Below are 15,710 nucleotides of genomic sequence, written 5' to 3'. Positions count from 1 at the left end.
GTCGCCGGCTGAGAAATTTCGGCGAGCCCGCCTGTCAATCCGCCCCGGAATGCCCGACAACAGGACGCCGGGGCGACCGGCGGCGAGGGACGAGGCGAGCATGATACTGCACGGCTATTTTCGCAGCTCGGCGGCCTGGCGGGTGCGCATCGCCCTGAACCTCAAGGGCATCGCCGTCGAGCATCGTTCGCATCATCTGCGCCATGGCGAGCAGCGCGCGCCCGCCTATCTCGCGCTCAATCCCCAGGGGCTGGTGCCGGTGCTCGAGCTCGACGACGGCACGGTCCTGACCCAGTCGCTCGCCATCATCGAATGGCTCGACGAGACCTATCGGGAGCCGCAGCTGTTGCCGGCGGATCCGCTGGAGCGGGCGCGGGTGCGCGCCTTCGCCCAGGTCATCGCCTGCGATACCCACCCGGTGCAGAATCTCAAAGTGCTCAACCGGCTGCGCGAGCTAGGCCATGCCGGCGACGAGGTGCTGGCCTGGGCCGCGGCGGTGAATATCGACGGGCTTTCGGCCTGCGAGCGCCTGGCATCCAGGACGGCGGGCCCCTTCTGCTTTGGCGCCGCACCGGGCCTCGCCGATCTCTGCCTGGTGCCGCAGCTCGGCAATGCGCGCCGCTTCAAGGTCGACGTCGCGCAATTCCCGCGCCTGCTCGCAGCGGAAGCCGCGGCGCTCGCCTTGCCCGCCTTCCGCGACGCGGTTCCCGAAAGGCAGGCCGACGCCGAATGAGGCGCAACGACGGGCAGGGCGAATCAGCACGGTAGAAGCGACGGACTCACGGAGCCCGAGGATCGCGCGGCGCTGTCACCAGCGCCGATATGGATACCAGCCCGGCCCATAGAAGCCCGGCCCGTAGAAGCTGGTTTCAAGCCGGGCCCGCTGCGCCGCCGAACGATCGAGATCAAGCGCCATCAGGCAATTGGCGAACGGGTCCGAACCCTGCCGGAAGCCATAGGACCGGCAGCGCCCCTCATCGGCGGCGCGCTGCTCGGCCGGCGTGACGCAGCCGCCGAGCGCGGCGGCGAGAATCACGGCGACATACCATCTCGTTCGCATGGTCGTTTCTCCGCCTCGGCAGAAACCGACAAGAACATGGCCGAAATCCCGGCATTCTGCGGCCAGCGTCTTCACGCCAGCACAGTTTCCGCCCGTTATCGGACATTGGCAAGACAAGCCCCTTCGCGGCAGGGTGCGATGTCCAGGCGCTGTTCGGGCGCCGAAAGCAAAACGGCCACCCGCTGAGGGTGGCCGCAAGTCCTTGGGATCCAAGGAGTAAAATGGTGGGCGCGACAGGGATCGAACCTGTGACCCCTACGATGTCAACGACGGTCAAATCGTAGATTTCCCGAAAAATACGGGACTTTCTGATCTTCCTGAACAAGAACGCATGCGGTCCAGGAAGAGAACAAAATGACATTTGCTGTTGAAGTGCTGTTGACGACCGCGTGCGCGTAACGAGTGCATTCGCCGGCGATCAGCATCGCCGCCGGTCCTGATTTCATCACCGTGGAGAAGACCATGACGACGCATCAAGCGGCGGCTGGGAGCGCCTTGCCTGAATACACTCTGCCGCCCCTGCCGGAGACCACCAACGCGCATGATCTCTGGTCGCTGCACCAGGCCGTACAGACGATCATGGATGTTGTCGACGGGTTGATGAGCCAGCCGCGGTTCGCTGCGGCGCCCGGAGGCTACAGCTACAGCGCTGCCGGTGAAGCGCTCTCGGCGATGAGCGAAGGCCTGCTCGAGTATGCGGACCATCTCGTCAACATGGCCCGCGCCCTACCACCCGGTGATGAGTACCGCGCTCGGCTCCTCCTCGAGAATGAGCTCGCCTGTTTCGACGGCATGTCTCGCATCATAGCGCTGGCGGGCTCGCTCGCGGCTGAAGCCGGGGCGAGGTCATGACGGTGCGCCCGCCGCCCCGCTGGAAGCGCATCCTGGCATGGTTCGACGAGCGCGGCGCGACCTATGCCGGGCTCGCCGGCCGCCCCGGCTGGTACGTCGTTGAATGGTACGAGCCAGGATATCCGACGCCCGACGGCGGCCCCTGGCGTCAAGTTTATCACCCAGGCATGCCGCGCCGGAAACAGATGCTGCGAGCTGTGGCGAAGCGGGCTGGAGGCGGCCATGCTTGACCCCGTCCATCGCTGCCAACTTGAATTCGCGGCCGCGATGGTCGCGGCAGAGATCGGCGACGATGATCCGCAGGCGCAGGCGGCTTATGATGCTGCCTTCGCGGCGCTGTGCGGGACGAAGCCTCTCAGCCTCGATGAAGCCGCTGCGCGCCTACGCTTCCTCGCCTATGTCGGGCGGGAGTTTATCGACGACGCCGGCACGCAAGAGAGTATTCACGCCGCGATGCTGCAGGTCGCGGCCTGTCTCACGCCGGCCACGGTCCGGAGGATCACGGCATGACGTGGTCCGAACTCTTTGCCTTCCTGGTCCAGCGTGAGCGGCTACTCATCCAGGTTCGGTATCTGACGCTGAAGCTACGGGTGCGGCAGCGGCTCGCGGGAAGTGTGGTCCCATGAGACCACGAGATCTTCCCCCTCGCACCGTCTTCCGCCTACAGGAAATAACTGCAGCGATACAGGCTGACGACAAGCAGAGCGTGCGGCAGGCTTTTCGGGCGCTCGTCTCGTATCCCCACGACGGTCGGATCGAGGCGTCTTCCCCCGGCATGCTTGTCGTCACCTTGAACCGCGTCAGCGCTCATCTCGCCTCGGACGGTGCCTTGATGCCGCCCGGAACGTGCGAAGCGCTTGGGCTGTCACCCGGTAGCAGCTATGCTGCGGGCGTAACCGAAGCCTATCGCGAACGCACCCGCCTTTCCCGCCAAATAATCGATCGGTTCGCGACATGAGCGGCCCATCGCGCCGGCCGTGAAGTCTCGACCTGGTCAGAAGAGTGGAAGCACGAATGAGAGGTGCGGATGCTTCGAGCTGGCACTCGCCAAGCAGAACGAGGTCGACGAGCCGCGCCGCCGCGCTCCCTTGAGCCGGCATTGGAGACGGCGATGATCAACCAAAAAGCCCGGCCCCGCCGAAGCGAGACTGGGGCTTCGAAGGTGCTCAGGCCCTTGATGCCGGCGTTTCCTGCGCTGCGATTAGATCGCGGCCCCGCCGCAAGATTCTGGGGGGATGCAGCCACTTAATCGTCCTGCGTCGGCCGGCCTGGATCGATCGGGCTCCACGACTCCGATGGCTTCCGTTCGCCCTTGGAGGCCTCCTCCCTCGAGGCTCGCACGCTCCCGCCTTTCGGTTTGGCTTCGGGAATGTCAGTTCCTGGCCGTGGGCGACTATCTGCGCTCCTGCGAGCTTGCCCGCCGGTCTTTTCAGATTCGATCGTTGTCTTGCCCATCGATGCCTCCCTCGTGCTCCAGACTAGGACCGGACGGTTACTCTCGAAGCTTGCCGAGATTCCCCGGCAGCCCTGAAAACGAGAGGTCATCGGGGCTGCGGTTCGTGCCCGGCTCGGGATTCTCTTCGGCGCCGTGACCTTCAGGCTTTCGACGGACCTCCCAGTCTCGGATCGCTGAAACCAGCGCCGCGAGCTCATCAGCCGCCGGCGTACCCTCAGCTGCGTCACTCAGCGCGTTGGCGCGGGCAGCTGCAGCAGCAAACTCTTCCTTGCTCTCGATTCGCATGTCAGAAACTCCGCATTCTCTTCGCAACATCGGAGAACGGTGGAGGTTCCTCGCTCTCGAGCACTTGCCTTGAAAATCGGTCTGGAGCTCAATAGCCACATGCCAGATAAGCCCGTTGTCGAAATCCCCGTGGTCAGCGTTTCAAAGATCACCGTAAGCGGTGACCCAGGCGAAGGGGCCTTGGTCAAATTTGAAACAGAAGCTGACGCGGACGTCGAACTAATCCTGCCGCCGGCGGCGCTCGCTCAGCTGGAAGCTCTGCTCGCTCGCGCCGCTCAGGAGCAATCCAAACATCACCCTCAGCAGTAATCCGCTCGATCATCTGCACCCGGAACGCTTTCGGCGATGCCGGTGCCCAGAGGGCCGGGAATGAGCCCGGAGCATGAGCGCAGCCTTCGGGTTGCCCCGATCGCTTACCCTTGCCGCTGCTGTGCTACCCTGCTGGTAGAGCTCGGCTTCGTGGGGCTGGAAAGACAGTATGATGCAAGGAGCATCCTCTTCCGGTAAAGGGCAGGATCATGACCGAAGAGACCAAAGTGACGGGACGGCTGGTGGCAGCGGCGCGCGCATTGGCCGGCATCAGTTTGGAAGACTTCTCCCAGGCCGCCGGGTTGCCGGTCAGGACAGTGAGCCTAATAGAGGCAAACGGCAGCGCATGGCTTAGCTCCGATGACGACACAGCAGCGGTTCTCCGAGCCTGCGAGCAATTTGGGATTGTGCTGTTGGACGAGCGTGATGGGATGGGAGCTGGGGTCCGGCTGAAATTCACTCGCCAGGACGTGAAGCAGATTCTTCGCCTCGAAGGCGAAGGCGGCGTAACGAGTTCGGATGGCAATCCATAACGTCCGCCGGATTTCGAGGTAACCGCATCGTGGCCTGATGGGCCCCTACCTAGCCCATGTTTGTCGCTAGCAGCAGATCGTCTTTTGCCGCCACGCTGGACGACCTTGAGGCTGCCGTCCGCGCATCACCCACTCCAGGATGGAGAGCGACTAGGTGCGCCGCATGACGATTAGCTAAGTGGCGCGCCCGCCCAGATCGCAACCCTTGCCGGCCGTTTGGAAGCGGACGGTTGAGGAGGCCGCCTGGGCGAAGCGCTGCCTCGGTTTGAAGAATGGCCGACACCGCTGCGCCAGCGGCTCGCGTTTGACCTCGCCGAACGACTACGGGCTATCTGCCCCGTCGTCCAAGATGTGAATCGCCGAGAGCAGCCAACTCTTGACCCGCGGCAAGGCCGGACGAGCCAGCAGTCCACAGCCAGTGTGCTCCAGCGAGTGGAGCCGGAGCACACTTATGCCCCCCTCTCAGCGCGGGCCAAATAGCGAGGTCAGGTCGGTTTCATCGTCACGGTGTTTTCCGCCGAGCACAGCCGCGAACCACGCAGCAGCCGCACCTGCCAAAAGCGCAGCAGCGGTTAGAAAGGCCGTCACAATCGCCATCTTCCGAGTACGCTCGGCAGCCTGCTTGGCCGCCTCCTTGGCTTGATTGAGGCGAGCGAACGCATCATCAATCCGTTTCTCCGCCTCTTGCTGCGAGATATTGGAACGGGCTGCGATCCTCGAGGCTACGTAGCTACGGTCCGCTGCATCGACACTCCCGTTGGCTACGCTCCGGACTAAAACGCGCGAGGCTTCCTCCCGTTCGGACGCCGAAATCGGCTCCGTGCCGGTCGTGCGGAGCATCGTGTCCAACGACGACGCGACAGGGTCCGCTTGTTGGCTGATTAGCGCGCCGACCCCAGCGGCAGCGCTTGCAACGCCGGTCGCAGCAGTTTTTGCAGCGCCCGTGATGGTCGAACTGGTGATGAACGCGACAAGCAACGCGCCAACTGCCCATACGACTAGACCATGAGCGCCATCTCGGACATGGCGTTCATGGTCTGTGGAGTCCAGCGAGGGCCGGCGCATTCGCCCGGCCAGATATCCACCCGCGCCGCAAGCCGAGATCGTCACCCACAACGCCCATAGTCCTCCGGCGATGGCGAGCGCGGCCAGCCCGGATGAACGAGTTGTGTCGACCGAGACCATAGAGAGGCCTATTGCCGAACCAAAAGCTGCCAGGATCGTGGAAATTGCGGCAGCTAGCACTGCGCCACCCAAAATCGGGCTCCAGTCCAAATAGGAGGCGCTTGTATCGTTCGAGGCGGGTGCAACGATGACCGTATCAGTTGGATTTAGTGCCATGGGACGGCCCCTACCTTAGCCCGAGGAAGGACAAGATCGCCAAAACGACCACGACAAGGCCTATGATATAAATGATGCCGTTCATGGAGGGCCTCCGCTTTCCGCGCCGGGGAATGGCGACCAAATTGCAACCGTGGAGGCATCGCGAAGTTCCAAACAGAGACCCAGAGGGCCCGGAACTTGATCAAGCTGCGCGGGTTGATCCTCCGTGGAGAATGCGCCGAATGACATCCTCGAGCTCATTTCTCGTTGCCGAGTGGCCGCTGCCATCAATTGCGACTCTGGGATCGTCGGTCAGAGCATACGGCCTTGAACGAGAAGTCCGCCGCCGCCTTCCTTGGAAGGCCAGGAAGCATGTTCACATTCAAGGGCGCCACGTTGTGCTGCGGATGCCTGAGGAGGACCGCGATCAATTCGCACTTCACTCAGCGACGGTCACAAGGATCTTGGAGGGCATCGCAGCTTGCCCTGTGCTTCCCAGCGAGGTCGAAGATATCCTGGGCATCTCCCCCCGCGAACGACACAAATGGATGAAGGCCGGCAGACTACAGAGTGCTGGCACCCGCACCGTCAAAATGCGAGGCCGCGCCAGGGCCGTCACCTTTCACGTCTTTACCCCGCAGCACATAGAGGATGTGCTCGATCGCGACTTGCCGACAGTGTGGCGGGAGGAGGATGCTGCGGCCATCTCAGAAAACCGTCGACGCGCAGCGGCGAAGGCTCGGCTAACTCGGGGGCGCACGAAAGTGACCAAATCTGATGAGGCAACGTCGGAAGACGACGATCCGGGCGCAGGATTGGAGGGGTGGGAAGCCTTCGCGGTCAAAGGTTTGTTGCGCTAGCCCGGCACCTCCTCGCTAGCTAGCACTGGGGCCATGCTGCATTGTCGTGGTTCGCGTCTCAGCACTGTCAGCTTTGAAGATCCCTGGGCGGCTCCCGAATCGACATTGCCAGCTCCCATTGAATACTCAACTTGGAGTGCGCCCCCTGAGACGGACAGCGTGACGGCGAGCAATTGACCGGGGAGCCGGGCTTTCGAAGGATGGAAGCCCATGGCCCGACACCGCACCCACAGCATCGAGTTCAAACGCCAGGTGACACAGGATTACCTGGCAGGCGAGACGCTCCACAGCCTCGCCCGCCGGCACGACCTGTCACGCAACCTGGTCCGGATCTGGATCCAGAAGTTCGAGTCTGGCGCCTTCGACGACAAGGCAATCGCCGCCGATACGATCGAAGCCTACGAGGCGCGCATCGCCGCGCTTGAACGGCTCGTCGGCAGACAGGCTCTGGAGATCGAGTTCCTAAAGGGGGCTCTGAAGCACGGTCCGCGGCCGAAAAGCGCGACTACATCCGTCATCACCGGCCCCGCGGCATCTCCGTCGCAGAAGGATGCCGGCTGATGGGGATCGCGCGCTCGACCTACTATGACAAGCCGGCCATGAGCATCGACGACACCGCACTCGTCGAGACGATGGCCGCGATTTCCGAGAGCTTCGAAGCCTATGGTTGTCGACGGATGCGAACGGCGCTGCGCCATCGCGGTTTCGTCGCCAATCACAAGAAGATTAGGCGCCTGATGCGCGAACACGATCTTCAGCCGCGCCGGCGCCGGCGCTATATCGCCACCACCGATGGCGATCACGAACTGCCCATCTTCCCGAACCTGGCGAAGGATATCGTGCCGGATGGGCCGAACCAGCTCTGGGTGGCCGACATCACCTACGTCGCGATCATCGCGGGCTTCGTCTACGTTGCCGTGATCCTTGATGCCTGGTCGCGCAAGGTCGTCGGTTACGCCATCGGCCGCTCGATCGACGTCAGGCTGACGCTGGCCGCGCTGCGCTCAGCTATTGAAGAGCGAAAGCCGCCACCCGGCTGCGTGCATCAAACGGACCGCGGGTCGCAATACGCGGCTGGACGCTACCGGCAGGCCCTCGCCGAGCAAGGCCTCGTCGGATCGATGGGGCGTCGCGGCAATCCCTACGATAATGCCAAGGCCGAGCGGCAGACAGATCGAGACACGACGAAGGGGCCAACAATGCCTATCGGCCTGCGTGGGGCCGACGCCGCAGACCGAAAGGACTGAACGACACGGTTGTAGAGTGGGCGGCGCCCTAATGCCCATCCAGGTTCAGAGTCACCGAATAGACTTCCGCGCCGGCTGAGTTCTTCACGGTGACCGCTATTTCCATATGATCTCCGTTCGGGAGCTTTTCGCGGTTCAACCCGGACAGGAGTTCCTTGGCGGCATTCTTCGCGGCCTGATCGTCGGGCAGGTCAGTGCCCTCATCGTCCAGTTCGACATGTCCGCCGTCTCGGGTGTGAAAGAAGTACTTGGGCATGTCTGTGAAATGCGATTCACAGCCCGGTGTTCCGACGCAATCTCAAATTTTGGAGCTGCGTCGCAGGTGCAGATAGTTGGGATCGAATTCAGCCAGCTCGCACAGGCCGCTCCAGTCAAGAATGGTCAGCCGGCTTGAACGGACCCGAACCAGCCCCGCCTGCCGGATTTCGCGCAGTTTCTTGTTCATGTGGACGGTGGACAGTCCGAGCGCGTCGGCAATTTCTGACTGTGTGAGAGGCAGCTCGCATGTGACGCCGTCAGATACTCCAATCGCGGTCATCTTGGTGATGAACTCGCAAAATAGATGAGCGATACGGCTCGGGGCAGAACGTCGGCCAATCCCGACCATCCACTCGCGATAGATGGAGGCCTCAACAAGGGTCTCGCGCCAGAATGCTTCGGCGATCCGGTAATAGGAACGCGTCAAGGCCTTGACCGCATCATGCGGGATGAAGCCGACGGTCGCCGGAGTCAACGTTCCCAGATTGTGATCCATCTGCTCGACGAGCAGAGAATGAATATCCGGAATGTCGCCTGGAAGGTGCAGAGACAGGATCTGGCGCTGTCCGTCGCCGACAATCTTGTAGCGGCAGACTAGGCCTTCCGAGACGAGGCAGCACTGCTTGGTGCGCTCACCTTCGCTGACGATGTCCTGGCCGCCCTCGAAACGCTTCAGGGTCAACGGCAGGCGAAGCAGCTGTTCGCGCTCTTCGAACGGAAGGGGGGAGCTGGTCTCGAGCTTCCGAACCAGTCCTTGCAGATATTGTTCTTTATCCATCGGCCCTCTTCGGAATGAGGTTCTGGGTCTCGCGGATGCAATCCATCGCTTTTCTCTTTGCCCGCCAGGACGCCTACGTTCCCCTTCCTGCACACCCTATCAGATGCGGATCCCAAGCGTTTGTTGCGCAGTGAGGCCGGCGCAACCGACAGTTAACCATCATCGGCAGCATTTGAACTAAATCGGAACGATCGCTCTCACTGCGAATTGCTAAGCGACCAGTGAGGGACTGTTCGATGCGGCACGGCGTTTCAGTTGAATTCTGGCTCTTCCTTGCGCTGGTGCTCAATCTCGCGCTCTCTCTGGCGATAAATCTCTGAACGGGGCACGCGAGCTCCGTTAGCGGAGGTCCGCACCGTCACTAGCTTGCCATCTCGTCGAACGTGATCGAAGCCAGCGTACCGATCGGCCTATCGTGATACTCGAGCTGCGCACCCAGGCTCTTCGACATTGCAGCGATGATCTTGCCGCCGAGACCACTCCCCTTCGTCGTCCCGTGACCGGTCCAGCCGATGCCATCGTCAGCAACGCTCAGGCTAACCTGCGTGGACGGAGAGCGGGAAAGACTGACGCGAACTTCGCCCTCCCCGACCGGATAGGCATATTTCAGAGCGTTTGTGACCAGCTCTGTCGCGATCATGCCCACGGATACGGCGCGATCGGTCTTGATCGAGACCGGCTCGGCATGAAGCTTGATCGTAGGCGTCCGGCCTGAAGCCGTGATGGAATTACCCAAATCGCCGACCAGCGTTTCCAGATAGGCAGCGAGATCGACCTGCTGGACATCCGTTGATGTGTAGAGGCTGCGATGGAGGTTTGCGATCGCGGTTATCCGAGCTTGCGTTTCCGCCAGAGCGGCCTTGGCGCCGGGATCGACCACCGCCGAAGCTTGCATCCGAACCAACGAGCCAACGAGCGCCAGACTGTTGGCCACGCGATGATTGACCTCCGCGAGAAGCATCTCTGCCCGATCCTTTGCCTGCCGGACCTGGCGCTCCGCTTCTTCCTTCGCCCGCATCAGCCGGGCGCGCTCGACCGACTGTTCGAGTGCGGCAACGAGCAAAACCTCGAAATCATCTCCGACCGTTTTCACGACATAGTCGACGGCCCCCGCTTTCAGTGCCTGGACGGCGATGGAGAGTTCGGTCGAGGCAGTGACGTAAACGACCGGTGGGCTTTGCTCCCGTACCCGTAGCGCTTCGAGAACGGCGACACCGGAACTCGTTCCGAGGTCATGATCGAGGATCACGACATCGACATCGCCATCAGCAATACGGGCGAGCCCGGATTCTGCGGTCGTGACGTGCTCGACCTCGTAGCCGCGGCGGCCGAGGATGCGCTGGACGAGCCGCCCGAGTGCGCCATCGTCGTCGATATAAACAGCTTGGATTATGCGGTTAGGCATTACCGCGTCTTCGCCGACTGCATCATTCGGTTTCCGGGACCTGCATCACAGAGAAGAACAGTCCCAGCTGCCGGATGGCGTTCGCGAACCCGTCATAGTCGACCGGCTTGGTGATGTAGACATTGGCGCCAAGATCGTAGCAGCGCTTTTCGCTCTCGGAGCTTACGCCCAGACACCAACGACGTCGCCTGCGCCGAGCCCGGCTCCGGCGGATGCCAATGCGCCCCTCCCCGGGGCGAACAGCTTCACCGAGGGCCAGGCCAAGAGCCGCCTCGAGGCCAACGGGTACACTGCCATCGGCGAGCTCAAGAAGGACGACAACGGCGTCTGGAAGGGCACGGCCACGCATGGCGGCCAGCCGGTCACCGTGAGCGTGGACTATCGCGGCAATATCACCCGGCATTGACCATTTATTCTGAAAGGAGATCTGCAATGACTCGCACAATCACTCGATCCTACGATGATTATGCTGTAGCGACCGCAGTCGTGGAGGACCTCGCAAGGGCCGGCTTCTCGGATTCTGAAATCAGCGTGATCGGGCCTCGCAACGATGACGGCGAGGACAGCAACGCAGGGGAAGGTGCTGGAATTGGCGCTGGCGTCGGCGGAGCGGCCGGTCTGCTCGCGGGCCTCGGGATGATTGCCATTCCCGGTATCGGACCCGTCGTAGCGGCCGGATGGCTAGCGGCGACCGCCGCCGGTGCCGCAGCGGGCGCAGCTGCGGGCGGTATCATCGGTGCGATGACCAGTGCCGGCGTCGATGAGCGCGAAGCCCACGTCTACGCAGAAAGCGTTCGGCGTGGTGGATCGGTTGTGTCGGTTCGTGCGGCTGACGGTCGCGTCGCCGAAGCAGAGGCGATCATGGACCGTGCAACCCCGATCGATATGGCCCAGCGCCGGGCCGACTATGAGCGGGAGGGCTGGACGCAGTTCGATGCCAACGCAACTCCGTACGTTCGACCGACCGTCGAATCCTCGGCGCCATAAAGCGCCCGTCAGGTTGTATCGGGCGCATCGGACCAGGAAAAGCGCCCGCTAAACTTGCAAATAGGCCCTGCGGGCGCGCGCCAGTGGGGCCAATTTTTGTGCGGGGAGAAGCTGGTTGGAGAGGCGCGGCCGTAGGCCACAGATCGCAATATCGGATGTGTTTCGCATTCTCGACCGGAGGCGCTAGCGATGTCTTGTCCAACGGCCCTATGGCTGCTTGCAGTCGGTCTGGTGATCCTCACGATCGGCTTCATCCTCTGCGGTATCCCCGACCCCTGGCAAGCCGGCGGTGCAGACGGTGCCACCGCCGGCTCGACCAACTCGCAGGCCGACTGAATCCGTCAACGCATTGAAGGCATGCTGCCCTCCGCGCACGGGACATTGCGGCGATGATGAGATGATACCCCGTCAGCCATTCAAGAGCGCTTTGCGACTAAGGTCCATCGAACTCGCTGCGTCTCCCGCGTCACTGTGAGCGCGGCTTTAAACCGTGTTAGTCTGGCGCATCGTTTGATAAGCTTGGGGCCGGGACGATTTTCGATCCCGCGTCGCCCGAACCGCCTGGAGCGCTGTAATTGTCAATGGCTGAGGCAGGGCCAATTCCGAGGCTTCCCGAGCACGAGCCGGACCCGCAGGACTGGTTGATAGCGATCATTGAGGGGTCCGATGATGCCATTATCAGCAAGGATCTGAATGGCATTATCCGGACGTGGAACCCGGGCGCGACCCGCCTGTTCGGATATTCAGCGGATGAGGTGGTCGGGAATCCCATCACCATACTAATTCCGGAAGATCGGCTCGGCGAAGAGCCCGGTATTCTGGGGCAGATTCGATCCGGAAATCGTGTCGAGCACTTCGAAACTGTCCGGCGGCGCAAGAATGGTGATCTCATCGATTTGTCGCTGACAATCTCTCCTATCCGAAATGCGCGCGGGGAAATCGTTGGAGCATCTAAGATCGCGCGCGACATAACCGAGCGCCGCCTCGCCCAAGAGAAACAGAAACTCCTCTATGGTGAGATGCAGCACCGCGTGAAGAATCTTTTCGCGCTCGCCGCAGGGTTAGTCTCTCTGAGTGCGAAATCAGGCGACAGCGTCCAGACGGTAACGCGAAATATCCACGATCGACTTGCGGCTCTCTACAAGGCTCATGAGTTGACCATGCCGAATTGGGAGGAGGATGGCCTCTCGGACCAAGCAACCACACTTCAGACGCTGGCTAAAACCATCCTGCTTCCTTACGCCGACCAGCAGGAAATCTCCATTTCGGGCGACGACCCCGCTGTCGGGCCTCGCGCCGTCACTCACGTCGCTCTTCTCATCCACGAACTAACCACGAACGCCGCAAAACATGGCTGTCTGGCCGACACTGAAGGCCGACTGTCCATTGAGATCGGCCTTGCGGATGGTGTGATCGACTTACGCTGGGCGGAATATTGCAGGATGGCACCCGTGATTCCTACCGCCCAGGGCTTTGGCACCCGCCTCGAAAAGAGCGTGGAACGGTCTCTCGGCGCCACTGTCGTGAGGGACTGGCCAGACACTGGACTAGTCGTATCAGTTAGAATGCCTGCAGCACAGATTATCAGCTAAGCCAGTCGAAAAGGTCCCGGGGTGATCCGGCCGAAAAGATAAAAGGCGTGCCACGCGCTCAGCAGCGCCGGCTCCCCTTGAACCGATTGCCACGTCTCATAAATCTTCCGGCGCTGCAGCCCGGAGCTCCTGTCCTGCTGCGGCTCTGGGTCCCTGCGTCAAATCAACAGTCGAAGCAGAGCGGTGGGAATGCGCCACAGCCTATCCCCGAGGGACTTGCGATCCTATGCGTCCCGGAAGCCCTAAATCGAGGGCATCCTGGCGGGGCGTTTTTGCGGGTCGGCCGCATGTTCATAACCGCCGGCCTGGCAATAGACTTCCGCAGCACGTCGAAAGCGCTGCCACGCGGGTAGCCGCTCTCGGGCCGGAGACATCAATGCATAGTTCATTTCGGGCGGAAGAAGCGCGTCCGGGTCAAAGCCTGCCGATCGGCAAAGCGCCCTGGCGATGTTCTCCACGCGATCTGTTTCCATGACACGCTTCCCAACGCAACACGGACCGCCTGCCGCCCAATCGAGCCAATAGAAGGCGGGCAGCAGGGCTGGCGCTCGAAAGAGTCTTCAGAGCGCCATCATCGAAACGCATTACGTAGCGCGCGGTTCCTCGTTCTCACGCCCGGACGGAAGACTGCTTGTTCGGACTGTGCCGGTAAAGCGCTCAACAGCTCGCGCCACCAACTCCTTCTCGTCAAGCGCCATAGGAACGAGGCTTCCGACAATAAACTTGAGGCGCTCGCGCTCCTGCTCCTCGGTGCCGAGTCGATCATATGAAGACGATCGGATTTCTGCCCAGGCCTCCTCGACGGCTGCAAATGCGCGGGCCAGATCGACGGGGTCGGTCAATGATCGAAATGGTATTTCACCCTCCCCTGCGGACTACGCGTCGTCAGCCGTTCGATCTTGAATGGCGCGAATCTCCATTATGAGTTCCCAGGCCTTTTTCTGGGCCCCGGAAAACGCCATCCAGTCGCATCTCGGCTCGGTGTCCCCGCCTCGGCCAAGCGCAGCCTGAGCTTCAACAGCCGCTTGTGCCAAAGCGGCATATCGATCCGCTAGGACCGGGATCAGGTCGGAAGAAATTTCTCGCATTCCTCGCGCTTAGCCGCAGTCCGAGTTGCACACCATGTCAAATGACATGCAGACCAAGATCTTGGACAGAGGCTGCACCTGGGGCGGTATCTCCAAACTAAAAAAGCGCCCGGCCTCGCGCGAGCGAGACCGGGCCAGAAATCTTCACTTATCGGGAGGGGCAGTCGTCTAGCGTGTGCTCTATTCGATGCGGGGCTAAACCCAGCGGCAGACGCATTCGCGACGGCCGAACCGTTTGCGACGGGTCGTGCAAACCTGACGACGACGGTGGCGGCGGGTCCCGCGGTACTGCGAGAAGTCCGCCGGGGCGTCATCGAGATCCTTCATCAGTATAGCCGTAACTCGCCGGCACTCGCGGCCTCGCTCACCAGAGCGCCGCTAACGGCAGTCGCCGCCGCGCCATCAAACAACGCTGTCAGAAAGGTGCTTCTGGATACCAGCCCAGCAGGGTTAGCAAGCGGTTAACGGTTACGTCAGGCCCGCTTTCGGCTCGCTCGCTTGTCGGATACTGGAGCTGACAGGAGCGGCTCGCCAAGATCGAGCAATCGCTGAGCCTCTCCACGCCGCCCTCCCTCGATCGGCAACTTGAAGCGCGGGGATTTCCGAATTTCCTCGGGCGTCGGGGCGGCAGGTTCGCGGCGTTGCGCAATCCGCCGGGATGCAGCGGCGGCGGAAATGATGTCATGGACGGGCGGGAGCTTCGGCTTCAACCCAGCGAGCAGATCAGCGATCGTCATGATCTGAATGAGTGGATAATCGGTGCCGTTGAGCCGTCCTTGCGCGGCACGTTCTCAGCGCAGTGCGCGTGGAAATCGGCGAAGGCCGGCATGTCAATCTGCGCCAGAGAACGGCGATAGCCATTCGGATCGCGCAGATAGTCGAGAATGACGTCGCCGGAGTTGTCGCCCCACAGCCAGGTAGCGGGGTTCTCCGGGTCCATCCAGCCAAGGGAGGGGTCATAGATCTTCTTGCCGCGCACGACGAAGCGCAGGACGGTGTGGGCGCCTTGCGGGAAGACCTTGTTGCGGTGCTTCTCCGGCACGCCCTTGAAGACGACGCAGACATGGGGGATCCCGCGCAAGCGGTGGTTCGCGGTCCAGACCTCCGGGAAATTCGTGGTCAGGATCAGCGCGGCCGCCTGATCGGGCGTACCAAGATAGCGTTCGAAGAAGATCGCGCCGTTCATTGGAACGGTGGTGACATTGCCGCCGGCCTCGCTGCCGTCCGTGGCCACGCGTTGATCACCGATCCAGTATTCGGCGATCCCGTCGATCTCATGTCCAGCGAGCATGATACACTGGAACATCATGCCGCCGCGCGCATCCCAGAAGGCACGCGTGCCGCCGACCAGCGCCTTGCCGTAGATGAAACGGCGCGGCCCCATCGCCTCATTGAGTGTCGCCTGCTGGCGCTCGCGTTTCGGCTTCTGCTGAGTCAGCGTTTGCGTCGCATAGCTGACACCGACGAGCGCGCCGGTCAGCACGACGGAGCCGACGACCGTCGCTGCCGTCGTCGAGCCGAACAGCACGGTGCCACCGAGCGACGAGCCGAGGATCGCGAGACCGATTGTCTCTGCCATCAGATGCACCAACCCTCTATGTGATCGGCGTAGACGGTGACGCCGGGACCGCCTCGAGGCTGGCGCGCGTCATGCTCCGGGTCTTCGCAGCGATACCC

The 15,710-nt window shown here is 62.1% G+C and carries 21 protein-coding genes; 11 read left to right on the top strand and 10 right to left on the bottom strand.

The annotated features are described in order from the left end of the window. The first annotated feature begins 100 nt into the window (after nt 1-100). Entirely contained in the window at nt 101-733 is a 633-nt protein-coding gene (gene maiA, locus AC3RCC_RS04735; RefSeq protein ID WP_492257766.1) for a maleylacetoacetate isomerase, read from the top strand. Between the two features lie 75 nt (nt 734-808). Here maiA and AC3RCC_RS04730 read toward each other — a convergent pair whose 3' ends face one another. Together AC3RCC_RS04730 and AC3RCC_RS04725 are read right to left on the bottom strand one after the other, a co-directional pair. Further along, nucleotides 809-1,060 (bottom strand): hypothetical protein, encoded by a 252-nt coding sequence (locus AC3RCC_RS04730; protein WP_291638576.1) that lies wholly within the window; start codon nt 1,058-1,060, stop codon nt 809-811. A gap of 263 nt (nt 1,061-1,323) precedes the next feature. Beyond that, the gene (locus tag AC3RCC_RS04725; RefSeq protein ID WP_492257765.1) at nt 1,324-1,524 is read right to left on the bottom strand and encodes a hypothetical protein; all 201 of its coding nucleotides are present in this window, start codon (nt 1,522-1,524) and stop codon (nt 1,324-1,326) included. On the opposite strand from AC3RCC_RS04725, the gene AC3RCC_RS04720 reads away from it, so the two are divergent. Both AC3RCC_RS04720 and AC3RCC_RS04715 read left to right on the top strand, forming a co-directional pair. Continuing rightward, nucleotides 1,523-1,912, top strand: a complete 390-nt coding sequence (locus AC3RCC_RS04720) for a hypothetical protein (RefSeq protein WP_492257764.1) — start codon at nt 1,523-1,525, stop codon at nt 1,910-1,912. The two genes, AC3RCC_RS04725 and AC3RCC_RS04720, sit on opposite strands and share 2 nt — an antisense overlap. Nucleotides 1,913-2,134: 222 nt before the next feature. Continuing rightward, on the top strand, nt 2,135-2,422 hold the full coding sequence (locus AC3RCC_RS04715) for a hypothetical protein (protein ID WP_492257763.1): 288 nt from the start codon (nt 2,135-2,137) through the stop codon (nt 2,420-2,422). Between the two features lie 982 nt (nt 2,423-3,404). Here the strand turns inward: AC3RCC_RS04715 and AC3RCC_RS04710 are convergent. Then, entirely contained in the window at nt 3,405-3,653 is a 249-nt protein-coding gene (locus tag AC3RCC_RS04710) for a hypothetical protein (RefSeq protein ID WP_492257762.1), read from the bottom strand. Between the two features lie 69 nt (nt 3,654-3,722). Here AC3RCC_RS04710 and AC3RCC_RS04705 point away from each other — a divergent pair, with 69 nt between their 5' ends. Both AC3RCC_RS04705 and AC3RCC_RS04700 read left to right on the top strand, forming a co-directional pair. After that, nucleotides 3,723-3,962 (top strand): hypothetical protein, encoded by a 240-nt coding sequence (locus AC3RCC_RS04705; RefSeq protein ID WP_492257761.1) that lies wholly within the window; start codon nt 3,723-3,725, stop codon nt 3,960-3,962. Nucleotides 3,963-4,171: 209 nt separating this feature from the next. Then, nucleotides 4,172-4,495 (top strand): XRE family transcriptional regulator, encoded by a 324-nt coding sequence (locus AC3RCC_RS04700; protein WP_492257760.1) that lies wholly within the window; start codon nt 4,172-4,174, stop codon nt 4,493-4,495. A gap of 462 nt (nt 4,496-4,957) precedes the next feature. On the opposite strand, the gene AC3RCC_RS04695 is transcribed toward AC3RCC_RS04700, so the two are convergent. Beyond that, a complete protein-coding gene (locus AC3RCC_RS04695; protein ID WP_492257759.1) occupies nt 4,958-5,836 on the bottom strand; it encodes a hypothetical protein in 879 nt (292 codons plus the stop codon). 224 nt (nt 5,837-6,060) lie between these two features. Here AC3RCC_RS04695 and AC3RCC_RS04690 point away from each other — a divergent pair, with 224 nt between their 5' ends. The 3 genes from AC3RCC_RS04690 (at nt 6,061) to AC3RCC_RS04680 (ending at nt 7,925) form a co-directional block, all read left to right on the top strand. Next, nucleotides 6,061-6,678 carry a hypothetical protein gene (locus AC3RCC_RS04690; protein WP_492257758.1) on the top strand — a complete coding sequence of 206 codons (618 nt, stop codon included), beginning with the start codon at nt 6,061-6,063 and terminating at the stop codon, nt 6,676-6,678. 210 nt (nt 6,679-6,888) lie between these two features. Next, a complete protein-coding gene (locus AC3RCC_RS04685; RefSeq protein WP_492257757.1) occupies nt 6,889-7,239 on the top strand; it encodes a transposase in 351 nt (116 codons plus the stop codon). Next, nucleotides 7,188-7,925, top strand: a complete 738-nt coding sequence (locus tag AC3RCC_RS04680; protein WP_492258747.1) for an IS3 family transposase — start codon at nt 7,188-7,190, stop codon at nt 7,923-7,925. Before AC3RCC_RS04685 ends, AC3RCC_RS04680 begins: the two co-directional genes overlap by 52 nt. Before the next feature lie 28 nt (nt 7,926-7,953). On the opposite strand, the gene AC3RCC_RS04675 is transcribed toward AC3RCC_RS04680, so the two are convergent. From AC3RCC_RS04675 to AC3RCC_RS04660, 4 genes are all read right to left on the bottom strand, one after another. Further along, nucleotides 7,954-8,181, bottom strand: a complete 228-nt coding sequence (locus AC3RCC_RS04675; protein ID WP_492257756.1) for a DUF6894 family protein — start codon at nt 8,179-8,181, stop codon at nt 7,954-7,956. Nucleotides 8,182-8,223: 42 nt separating this feature from the next. Continuing rightward, on the bottom strand, nt 8,224-8,961 hold the full coding sequence (locus AC3RCC_RS04670) for a Crp/Fnr family transcriptional regulator (RefSeq protein ID WP_492257755.1): 738 nt from the start codon (nt 8,959-8,961) through the stop codon (nt 8,224-8,226). A 361-nt stretch (nt 8,962-9,322) separates the two neighbouring features. Continuing rightward, a complete protein-coding gene (locus tag AC3RCC_RS04665; protein WP_492257754.1) occupies nt 9,323-10,366 on the bottom strand; it encodes a sensor histidine kinase in 1,044 nt (347 codons plus the stop codon). 22 nt (nt 10,367-10,388) lie between these two features. Continuing rightward, nucleotides 10,389-10,769 carry a hypothetical protein gene (locus AC3RCC_RS04660; protein ID WP_492257753.1) on the bottom strand — a complete coding sequence of 127 codons (381 nt, stop codon included), beginning with the start codon at nt 10,767-10,769 and terminating at the stop codon, nt 10,389-10,391. A gap of 29 nt (nt 10,770-10,798) precedes the next feature. Between AC3RCC_RS04660 and AC3RCC_RS04655 the strand changes: the two genes are divergently transcribed. From AC3RCC_RS04655 to AC3RCC_RS04645, 3 genes are all read left to right on the top strand, one after another. Further along, nucleotides 10,799-11,353: a hypothetical protein gene (locus AC3RCC_RS04655; protein ID WP_492257752.1), complete on the top strand. Its 555-nt coding sequence runs from the start codon at nt 10,799-10,801 to the stop codon at nt 11,351-11,353. A 189-nt stretch (nt 11,354-11,542) separates the two neighbouring features. Continuing rightward, nucleotides 11,543-11,689: a hypothetical protein gene (locus AC3RCC_RS04650; RefSeq protein ID WP_492257751.1), complete on the top strand. Its 147-nt coding sequence runs from the start codon at nt 11,543-11,545 to the stop codon at nt 11,687-11,689. Nucleotides 11,690-11,994: 305 nt separating this feature from the next. Then, nucleotides 11,995-12,945 carry a PAS domain S-box protein gene (locus tag AC3RCC_RS04645; RefSeq protein WP_492257750.1) on the top strand — a complete coding sequence of 317 codons (951 nt, stop codon included), beginning with the start codon at nt 11,995-11,997 and terminating at the stop codon, nt 12,943-12,945. A gap of 242 nt (nt 12,946-13,187) precedes the next feature. Here AC3RCC_RS04645 and AC3RCC_RS04640 read toward each other — a convergent pair whose 3' ends face one another. Both AC3RCC_RS04640 and AC3RCC_RS04635 read right to left on the bottom strand, forming a co-directional pair. Then, on the bottom strand, nt 13,188-13,418 hold the full coding sequence (locus tag AC3RCC_RS04640) for a hypothetical protein (protein WP_492257749.1): 231 nt from the start codon (nt 13,416-13,418) through the stop codon (nt 13,188-13,190). 1,348 nt (nt 13,419-14,766) lie between these two features. Beyond that, a complete protein-coding gene (locus AC3RCC_RS04635; protein WP_492257748.1) occupies nt 14,767-15,624 on the bottom strand; it encodes a hypothetical protein in 858 nt (285 codons plus the stop codon). Nucleotides 15,625-15,710 lie beyond the last annotated feature (86 nt).

Source organism: Allobosea sp. GW823-FHT01F03 (genome assembly GCF_058798075.1).
Note: the sequence above shows the minus strand (reverse complement) of the source record. Positions and strands in the feature narration are given on the sequence as shown.